Here is an 8,607-nt window from a genome sequence, read left to right as displayed (position 1 = left end):
CCCCCGCCCCCCGGCGGAACCCCCGTGCCGCCGCTCAGCCCGTACGCCCCGCCGGCGGCTGCCGCCGGACCGCCCGCGGAGTCCGCGGCGCAGACCGTCACCTCCCACACCCCGCCGCCCATGGGGGCGTCTCCCCACGGGGGAGCCTTCGGCGCGCCCACCCCGGCCGGTCCCGGCACACCGGGCACGGGCGGGCCCGCCGCCATGTCCGCGGGCTACCCGCCGGGCGGGTTCGGCGCGCCGGCCACTCCGGCGCCCGGCGGTGCCGCGACCCCGCACCCGGCCATGACCGGCGGCCTGCCGACCGTCGGCACCACACCCGCGCCCGGTGCCAAGGCGCCGCGGCGCAAGCTGCACCTGATCCTGGCCGCCGTGGGCACCGTACTGGTGCTGGTGGCCGGCGGTGTCACCGCTCTCGTCCTCGCCAACCGGGACGACGACACCGGCGTGGGGAGCTCCGACGAACCCGCCGGCGACCACGTCGACGACCCGACCCCCCAGCCCGACGCCGATTCCGACGCCGATTCGGGTTCCGACTTCGGCGACGAGCCGTCCGACACCGACACCGACAGCGACACCGACAGCGATTCCGGCTCCGGTGACGACGGTGACGGCTGGGAGGCACCGACCGGCGACGGCATCATCGACGAGGCCTATCTCGGCGCCTGGGTGGGCGAGATCGTCGACTCCTACGGTGATCCGACGGACTCCTACATCCGGGTGGAGATCTACCAGGGCCGCCGGGGTGACGAGGTCGCGTCCATCTGGAGCCTGGACGAGTACGCCATGTGCGCCGAGCAGGCCACCCTCGTCTCCTTCGAGAACCTGATGGTGATCGAGGGCGAGGTCTACCAGGAGGTGCCCGAGTACAGCTGCTCCTCCTACGGCGAGCAGACCGTGAAGGTGCAGGAGGACGCCACCCTGGTGTGGACCGCCACCGACTACTCCTACACGGCCGATCTCGTCCCGGCCCCCGACGAGCCCGGCGGCGAGGCGATCCCGGAGCCGTTCGTGGGCAACTGGTGGGCGTCGGTGGACGGCACGGAGCACAGGGTGGAGATCGTGCAGTCACCGGTCGGCGCGGTGGCCGTCAACTGGACCGCGGACGGCAACTCCCTGCACTGCACCATGGAGCACACCCTGGTGGCGGTCGGCCCGGACAACGACGAACTGCTGTTCTCCCCCAGCACGGTGACCAGCTCCGAGCCGGAGTCGGCCTGTACCGACGGCGACGTCCCGTCCTTCTCGGCGACGCTCACGGACGGCGGGGAGACCCTCACCTTCCAGCCGCTGGACGAGTACAAGGAGCCCTTCGACCTCTCCCGGGCGTCCGGAGACTCCTGAGCACAGGAGCACAGGAGCACGCGTCCGGGTCCGGAACGTGCGGCGGCCCGGGACCGGCGGGTCCCGGGCCGCCGCACGTTCCCCCCGGGGGGACGTCAGACGACGTCAGGGGGCGGCGTCAGAGGAAGGAACGCACCTCGATGGTCTGGTCGCGCCCCGGGCCGACCCCGATCGCCGAGATCGGCGCACCGGACATCTCCTCCAGCGCCCGGACATAGGACTGCGCGTTGCGCGGCAGATCCGCCAGGCTCTTGGCGCCGGTGATGTCCTCCTGCCAGCCCGGCAGATACTCGTACACCGGCTTGGCGTGGTGGAAGTCCGTCTGGCTGTAGGGCATCTCGTCCACCCGGCGGCCGTCGATCTCATAGGCCACGCACACCGGGATGCGTTCCCAGCCGCTGAGCACGTCGAGCTTGGTGAGGAAGAAGTCGGTCAGGCCGTTGATCCGGGCGGCGTAGCGGGCGATGACCGCGTCGAACCAGCCGCAGCGGCGGTCCCGGCCGGTGGTCACCCCGTACTCGTGGCCGATCCGGCGCAGCGCCTCGCCGTCCTCGTCGTGCAGCTCGGTGGGGAACGGCCCGGCGCCCACCCGGGTGGTGTAGGCCTTGAGGATGCCGATCACCCGGCTGATCTTGGTCGGACCGACGCCCGATCCGGTGCAGGCCCCGCCCGCCGTGGGGCTGGAGGAGGTCACGAACGGATAGGTGCCGTGGTCGACGTCCAGCAGGGTGCCCTGGCCGCCCTCGAAGAGGACCACCTTGCCCTCGTCGATGGCCTGGTTCAGCACCAGCGCGGTGTCCGCCACATAGGCCTTCAGCCGGCCGGCGTAGTCGAGCAGTTCCTCCAGCACCTGGTCGGCGGCGATGGCGCGCCGGTTGTAGAGCTTGACCAGGATCTGGTTCTTGACGTCGAGCGCGGCCTCCACCTTCTGTCGCAGGATCGACTCGTCGAAGAGGTCCTGGACCCGGATGCCCACCCGGTTGATCTTGTCGGCGTAGGAGGGGCCGATGCCGCGGCCGGTGGTGCCGATCCGGCGCTTGCCGAGGAAGCGCTCGGAGACCTTGTCCATCACCGTGTGGTAGGGGGTGATCAGGTGGGCGTTGCCGCTCAGCAGCAGCCGGGAGGTGTCGATACCGCGCTCCTGAAGACCGCGCAGTTCGTCCAGCAGCACGCTGGGGTCGACCACCACACCGGCGCCGATGACCGGGGTGCAGGTGGGGGAGAGGATGCCGGAGGGGAGCAGGTGCAGGGCGTATTTCTGGTCGCCGACGACCACGGTGTGGCCGGCGTTGTTGCCGCCCTGGTAGCGGACGACGTAGTCGACGGAGCCGCCGAGGAGGTCGGTGGCCTTCCCCTTTCCTTCGTCACCCCACTGAGCACCCAGCAGCACGAGCGCGGGCACAGGCGTACACCCCTTCCGGGCGGGGCATCCCATTAAGCAGGCTGCCCCCATCGACGAAGCCCCTGGCGCAATCGCGGCAGGGGCTCTTGCACCGAGAGTTTACGCAACCGGGCAGCCGGAGGCGAACGTGCCCGCGGCACTTCCCGGACGGTTCCGGGCCAGTGCGGCGCCGGCCCCGGGCCGCGGGCGGCCTCGATTGCGTCGGCGGCAGGAGGCGGCCAGAGTGCTCATCGTGATCGATCCGATTGCCCGGCGTACGGACGGTGAGTCGGTACGGATCGCGCGCGACGTGCTGTGTGCGGGCTCGCCGGACGCGCGGCTGTGCCTGCTGGAGCAGCCGCGCGAACAGGAACTGGCCCGGGTGCTGGCGCACCGGGCGGGTGCCGGGCGTCCGGTGGTGGTGGTCGGGGACGACCGGGCGGTGGCGCGGGCGGTGCGGGTGCTGCACCGCCGCGGCGAGCTGGCCGGGCGGGCGCTGGGTGTGGTGCCGGTGGGGCCGCCGCGCAGTGTGCTGGTGGCGCGCGGGCTGGGCGTGCCGTGCGACGCGGTGCGTGCCTCGCGGACGGTGCTGAACGGCACTGCCCGCTCGCTGGATCTGCTGGAGGACGACAGCGGCGGGGTGGTGCTGGACTCCCTGGGGATACCGTCCGGGCCGCCGGAACGGCCGGCCGGGTCGGGGGCGGCGGGGGAGCCGCGCCTGCTGTGGTGGCGGCGGGGGGAACGGGCCGCTCGGGCCGGGCGGGCCGGGCGGGCGGCGGGGGTGCCGCATCCGCTGCTGCGGGTGGAGGCGGACGATGCGCTGCTGGCGGACGGAGTGCGGCCGGTGGAGCAGGTCTCGGTCTCGGCTGACGCGGGGCTGGCCCGGGTGGTGGTGCGGCATCAGGGCGAAGGGGCGGTGGTGACCGCGCATGCGAAGGAGGTCCGGGTGTCGGGCCCGGAGCCGGGCCCGGGGTTCTGTTACCGGGCGGATGCGGTGGAGTTCGGTCCGGCCCGCTCCCGTGTCTGGCATGTCCGCCCCGACGCGCTGCGGCTCACCCTGCCCGCCACTCCGCTGCCTCCCACGACGACCATTCCGGCTCCGCGCTCCGGCACTCCCTGAAGCCCCGGCGGTACGGGTGCGGGCCCCCGGCTGCCCGTACGGGGAAGGCAGGGGAGGAAGAGACGAGACGAGAGCCGAGCGAGGAGAGCCGAGGCGAGACGAAGAGAGGCGAGGCGTAGAGAGGCGAGGCGTAGAGAGGCGAGACGAAGAGAGGAGCGGAATCGCGGGTCCGGCCTCAGCCGTCGGGGTCCTGGCGCGGGCGCTCCTCCGGGTCCAGGTGCCCCTGGGAGCGGCGCAGCGCGCGCCAGCGGTCCAGCACGCCATCCAGCTCGGAGCGCAGGAACAGCAGATACTCCACGGTTTCGCTGATCCGTTCGCCGGCCGGGGTGTCCGGGCCGAGCGCGGGCAGCCCTTCCTGCAGGGTGGAGATCCAGCGGTTGAGCAGCGCGTCCCGGTTGGCCATCGCTTCGTACCAGACATTGTGGTGCACGCGGTACAGCTCGCGCCGGGTGCCGGGCTGCCGCTCCCGGGAGACCAGGTGCACCTGGCCGAGGTAGCGCACGGCGCCCGAGATCGCGGCCGGGCTGATCTTCAGCCGTCTGACCAGTTCGGCCGAGCTGAGGGCGCCCTCGTCGTCGGCCAGCAGGCAGCTGAAGACCCGGGCGGCGGTGGGCTGGAGCCCGGCGTCGATCAGCTCGGCCGCGAAACGCTCGACGAAAACGGCGGTCTCCGCGTTCCACCGGTCAGCTGGTGCCGCTTCCGGTTTCGGCTGCGGCACATCGTCCGTCTCCCGCATGGCCCCGTTCCTTTCTCCGCTCATCTGATCAGTCATGGGGCCATTCTCCTTCGGGTCGATCTTGACGGCGCCACAGCCGGAGTTCGCTATCTTCACAAAATTCTGAAGTAACTGTATCTTCAGAATCATGAATGAGGCAGCCCCCGCCATCTCTGTTTCCGGCCTGGTCAAGACCTTCGGCCGGACACGTGCCCTGGACGGTCTGGACTTCGAGGTCCGGACCGGTGAGGTGCATGGCTTCCTCGGGCCCAACGGCGCCGGGAAGTCCACCACCATCCGCATCCTGCTCGGCCTGCTGCGCGCCGACTCCGGCGAGGCGCGGCTGCTGGGCGGTGATCCCTGGCACGATGCCGTCGCACTCCATCGCCGCCTGGCCTATGTGCCCGGCGATGTCGAGCTGTGGCCCACCCTGACCGGCGGAGAGGCCATCGACCTGCTCGCCCGGCTGCGCGGCGGCCTGGACAAGCAGCGGCGCGCCGAGCTCATCGAGCGGTTCGACCTCGACCCCACCAAGAAGGGCCGCTCCTACTCCAAGGGCAACCGGCAGAAGGTGGCGCTGATCGCCGCGCTCGCCTCCCGTGCCGAACTGCTGCTGCTGGACGAGCCCACGGCCGGACTGGACCCGCTGATGGAGGTCGTCTTCCAGGACGTCATCAACGAGGCCAAGGAGACCGGCACCACCGTGCTGCTCTCCAGCCACATCCTCGCCCAGGTCGAGAAGCTGTGCGACCGGGTGAGCATCATCCGGCTGGGCAAGATCGTGCAGTCCGGCACGCTCCAGGAGATGCGCCACCTGACCCGGACCACCATCGAGGCCCACACCGTGGAGCCGGCCGACGGGCTGGACTCCCTTCCCGGGGTGCACGACGTGCGCCGGGAGGACGGCCGGGTGCACTTCGCCGTGGACGGCCAGCACCTGGACGGAGCGGTCAAGTACCTTTCCGGGCTCGGCATCCGCAGCCTCACCAGCCACCCGCCCACCCTGGAGGAGCTGATGCTGCGGCACTACGGCGACGAGATCGCCGAGATGGAGCAGGAGGCCGCCCGGGCCCGCTCCGGTGCCGACGGCGGCACNCCGCCCGGGCCCGCTCCGGTGCCGACGGCGGCACCGGCAGCACCGGCGGCACCGGCGACGGCACCAGCGACGGAGCGGCCCGATGACCACCGCCACCGCCACCCGGCCGACCCCGGCCCGCTCCCCGGAGCCGGTGCGCGGCGGCGGCGCACTGACCGGTACCGGCACACTCATCCGGTTCAACCTGCGCCGCGACCGCATCCGGCTCCCGGTCTGGCTGCTGGTGCTGCTGCTGGTCACGCTCAGCAGCGCCTCCAGCTTCGAAGCCACCTATCCGGAAGCCGCCGACCGGGCCCGGATCGCCGACACCATGAACAGCCCGGCCGGCCTCGCCCTGAGCGGCCCGGCCCACTACCTCACCGACTACAACTACGGCTCCATGCTGGCCCACCAGACGATCAGCTTCGCGGCGGTCCTGGTGGGCATCATGAGCGTGCTCATCGTCTCCCGGCACACCCGTACCGAGGAGGAGACCGGGCGCGCGGAGCTGCTGCGCGCCAGCGTGGTCGGCCGGCACGCCCATCTGACCGCCGCCCTGGCGGTCGCCGTGATCGCCAACCTGGTGCTGGGGCTGCTGCTGGCGGGCTCGCTGTCCGGCTACACCGCCTACGGCTACACGTCGGAGGGCGCCCTGCTCTACGGGGCACAGACCGCCTCCATCGGCATCGTGTTCGCCGCGGTGGCGGCCGTCACCGTGCAGATCACTCCGCACTCGCGGGGCGCCTCCGGCTGGGCCATGGCCGTGATCGGCGCCGCCTACGCGCTCCGCGCGGCGGGCGACGCGGCCGGGGCGGACGGCTCCGCCGCCTGGCTGTCCTGGGTGTCTCCCATCGGCTGGGTGGAGTTCACCTATGTCTATGTGGACAACCGCTGGTGGCCGCTGCTGCTCTGCCTGGCCGCCATCGTGGCGCTGGTCCTGCTGGCCTACCGGCTCTCGGTGCTGCGCGACCTGGGCGCCGGGCTGCGCGCCGCCCGGCTCGGCCGGCCCACCGCCACCGACGCGCTGACCACGCCGCTCGGCTTCGCCCTGCGCCTGCACCGCGGCCTGCTCATCGGCTTCACCACCGGTGTCGCCCTGCTCGGCGCGATGTACGGCTCGGTCCTCGGCGACGTGGAGAACCTGATCGAGGGCGTGGATGTGCTGGAGGAGGCCCTGGCCGAGCTGAGCAGCTCGGTCATCGACAGCTTCGCCTCGGTGATCATGACCCCGCTGTCCGTGGTGGCGGCGATCTACGCGGTGATGGCGCCGCTGCGGGCCCGTTCCGAGGAGACCTCGGGGCGCGCGGAGCCGCTGCTGTCCACCGGGCTGTCCCGCACCCGGTGGCTGGGCAGCCAGCTGCTGGTCGGGCTGGCCGGCTCCTCGCTCGCCCTGCTGGCCGGCGGCCTGCTGTTCGGGCTGACCGGTGCCGCGTCGGCGGACGAGGGCGATCTGACACTCCGGATGCTCGGCGCGGCGCTGGCGTACGCACCGGCGCTGTGGGTGACCGTCGGTGTGGCGGCGCTGCTGATCGGCTGGTTCCCGCGGGCCGCGCCCGTCGCCTGGGTGCTGCCGGCCGGGGCGTTCCTCATCGGCTACCTGGGGACCCTGCTGGACTTCCCGCAGTGGCTGCTGAACCTGGACCCCTTCAGCCATGTGCCGGCGCTGCCGGCCGCGGAGATGAGCTGGACGCCGCTGATCCTCCTGACCGCGGTGGCGGCCGTGCTGCTGGCCGCGGGACTGGCCGGCATCCGGCGCCGCGATCTCGACCTGAAGTAACCGGAACCGGGGACAGCACCCAGCACCGGGAAGGAACCGGGAAGGAACCGGGAAGGAACCGGGAAGGAAGCGGAGCCGAACCGGAGGACGTCGTGGAACGCCGGAGGGCTTTGCTCCCTCCCCCGCACGGGCCGGGGTTCCCGCCGCACGGCGGGAACCCCGGCCCTTCCGCTGCGTCCCCGGCCGCGGCCCGGTCCTCGGATGGCCTACCGGGCCACCCGTCGGGACCCCCTCCGCATGCGAATCCGGTGACGCGCTGTTCGCATGGCACTGACATCCCGTCACGCCGTCCGCCGCCCGGGCGAGCGGCCCATCGACCCCGGAGGTCACCGTCCCATGCGTGATACCGAACGTCTCCGCTCACGACCCGGCCGCCTGGCGCTGGGCGCCGCCGCGGCCCTGCTGTCCCTCGGCCTGGCCGGGCCGGCCGCCGCCGTCACACCGGCCGGCGCGCCCGCCGCCGCGCCCGCCGCCCAGGACGACGGCAAGGTGCCGAGCGACGGCACCACCGTCACCCCCACCCCCCGCACCCTGACCGTGACGCCGGGCGTGGGCGGCGCGGGCAGCCAGGTCACCGTCAAGGCCACCTGCCAGCCCGCCAGCCAGGCCATCTCCGACGCCTTCCAGGCGCCCATCACGCTGACCAAGACCAACGGCGTGTGGGCCGGCACCGGCTTCATCAGGACCAGCGGCCTCACCCCGGGCCGGACCTACGACGTCAAGGTGTTCTGCGCCAACGGCACCACCCAGGTCGGCAACTTCACCTTCTCCCGCACCCCGATGGGCGGGGCCGCGGCCGGCTTCGGCGGCTCGCAGCAGAGCGGCGACTACCTGATGCCGCTGGCCATCGGCGGCGGCATCGCCATCGCGGGTGCGCTGGGCTACGTCCTCGCCGCCCGCCGCCGCTCCGCCGGCAACCAGTACTACTGAGCCGCCTCCGCCGCACGCAGCGCAGCATCGCCCGGCCGGTCCGGGCGGGGGCGGGTGCACCGCACCGACCGCGCCCCTCCCGCCCGCCTCTCCCCCCTCCCGCCCCCTGAAGCAAGGAGCAGCAGGGTGACCCAGGTCCCGGAGACCCCCAAGGCCCCCGACCCGCCCGAGCCGCCGGAGCCGCCCACGCCGTCCCGGCGGCCGGCCACCCCGCCCCGGCGCGCCGCCGCGCGGCTGCGCGAGCGTCTCCGGGACCATCTCCGGG

At 72.9% G+C, this 8,607-nt stretch carries 5 protein-coding genes and 2 pseudogenes; 5 read left to right on the top strand and 2 right to left on the bottom strand.

Features of this window, described 5'->3' with window-relative positions:
* Positions 1 to 1,344, top strand: a pseudogene (locus GQS09_RS24575) (hypothetical protein); the annotation flags it as partial.
* A 118-nt stretch (positions 1,345 to 1,462) separates the two neighbouring features.
* Here the strand turns inward: GQS09_RS24575 and GQS09_RS24570 are convergent.
* Positions 1,463 to 2,746 carry an adenylosuccinate synthase gene (locus GQS09_RS24570; protein WP_165989762.1) on the bottom strand — a complete coding sequence of 428 codons (1,284 nt, stop codon included), beginning with the start codon at positions 2,744 to 2,746 and terminating at the stop codon, positions 1,463 to 1,465.
* 229 nt (positions 2,747 to 2,975) lie between these two features.
* Between GQS09_RS24570 and GQS09_RS24565 the strand changes: the two genes are divergently transcribed.
* Positions 2,976 to 3,845: a diacylglycerol kinase gene (locus GQS09_RS24565; protein ID WP_399552595.1), complete on the top strand. Its 870-nt coding sequence runs from the start codon at positions 2,976 to 2,978 to the stop codon at positions 3,843 to 3,845.
* Positions 3,846 to 4,020: 175 nt separating this feature from the next.
* Here GQS09_RS24565 and GQS09_RS24560 read toward each other — a convergent pair whose 3' ends face one another.
* On the bottom strand, positions 4,021 to 4,617 hold the full coding sequence (locus tag GQS09_RS24560) for a GbsR/MarR family transcriptional regulator (RefSeq protein ID WP_243761750.1): 597 nt from the start codon (positions 4,615 to 4,617) through the stop codon (positions 4,021 to 4,023).
* A 91-nt stretch (positions 4,618 to 4,708) separates the two neighbouring features.
* Here GQS09_RS24560 and GQS09_RS24555 point away from each other — a divergent pair.
* From GQS09_RS24555 to GQS09_RS24545, 3 genes and pseudogenes are all read left to right on the top strand, one after another.
* Positions 4,709 to 5,605: pseudogene (locus GQS09_RS24555) on the top strand (ATP-binding cassette domain-containing protein); the annotation flags it as partial.
* Between the two features lie 133 nt (positions 5,606 to 5,738).
* A complete protein-coding gene (locus GQS09_RS24550) occupies positions 5,739 to 7,412 on the top strand; it encodes an ABC transporter permease (RefSeq protein ID WP_165989760.1) in 1,674 nt (557 codons plus the stop codon).
* A gap of 336 nt (positions 7,413 to 7,748) precedes the next feature.
* Positions 7,749 to 8,342: a hypothetical protein gene (locus GQS09_RS24545; RefSeq protein ID WP_165989759.1), complete on the top strand. Its 594-nt coding sequence runs from the start codon at positions 7,749 to 7,751 to the stop codon at positions 8,340 to 8,342.
* Positions 8,343 to 8,607: the final 265 nt, after the last annotated feature.

It is taken from the genome of Streptomyces sp. YIM 98790 (genome assembly GCF_011421595.1).
Taxonomy (GTDB): Bacteria; Actinomycetota; Actinomycetes; order Streptomycetales; family Streptomycetaceae; genus Streptomyces.
Note: the sequence above shows the minus strand (reverse complement) of the source record. Positions and strands in the feature narration are given on the sequence as shown.

Bases quoted from the DNA above. Each gene is read 5' to 3' on its own strand.
- GQS09_RS24545 (WP_165989759.1), top strand. From the start codon at position 7,749: ATGCGTGATACCGAACGTCTCCGCTCACGACCCGGCCGCCTGGCGCTG.
- GQS09_RS24560 (WP_243761750.1), bottom strand. From the start codon at position 4,617: ATGACTGATCAGATGAGCGGAGAAAGGAACGGGGCCATGCGGGAGACG.
- GQS09_RS24550 (WP_165989760.1), top strand. From the start codon at position 5,739: ATGACCACCGCCACCGCCACCCGGCCGACCCCGGCCCGCTCCCCGGAG.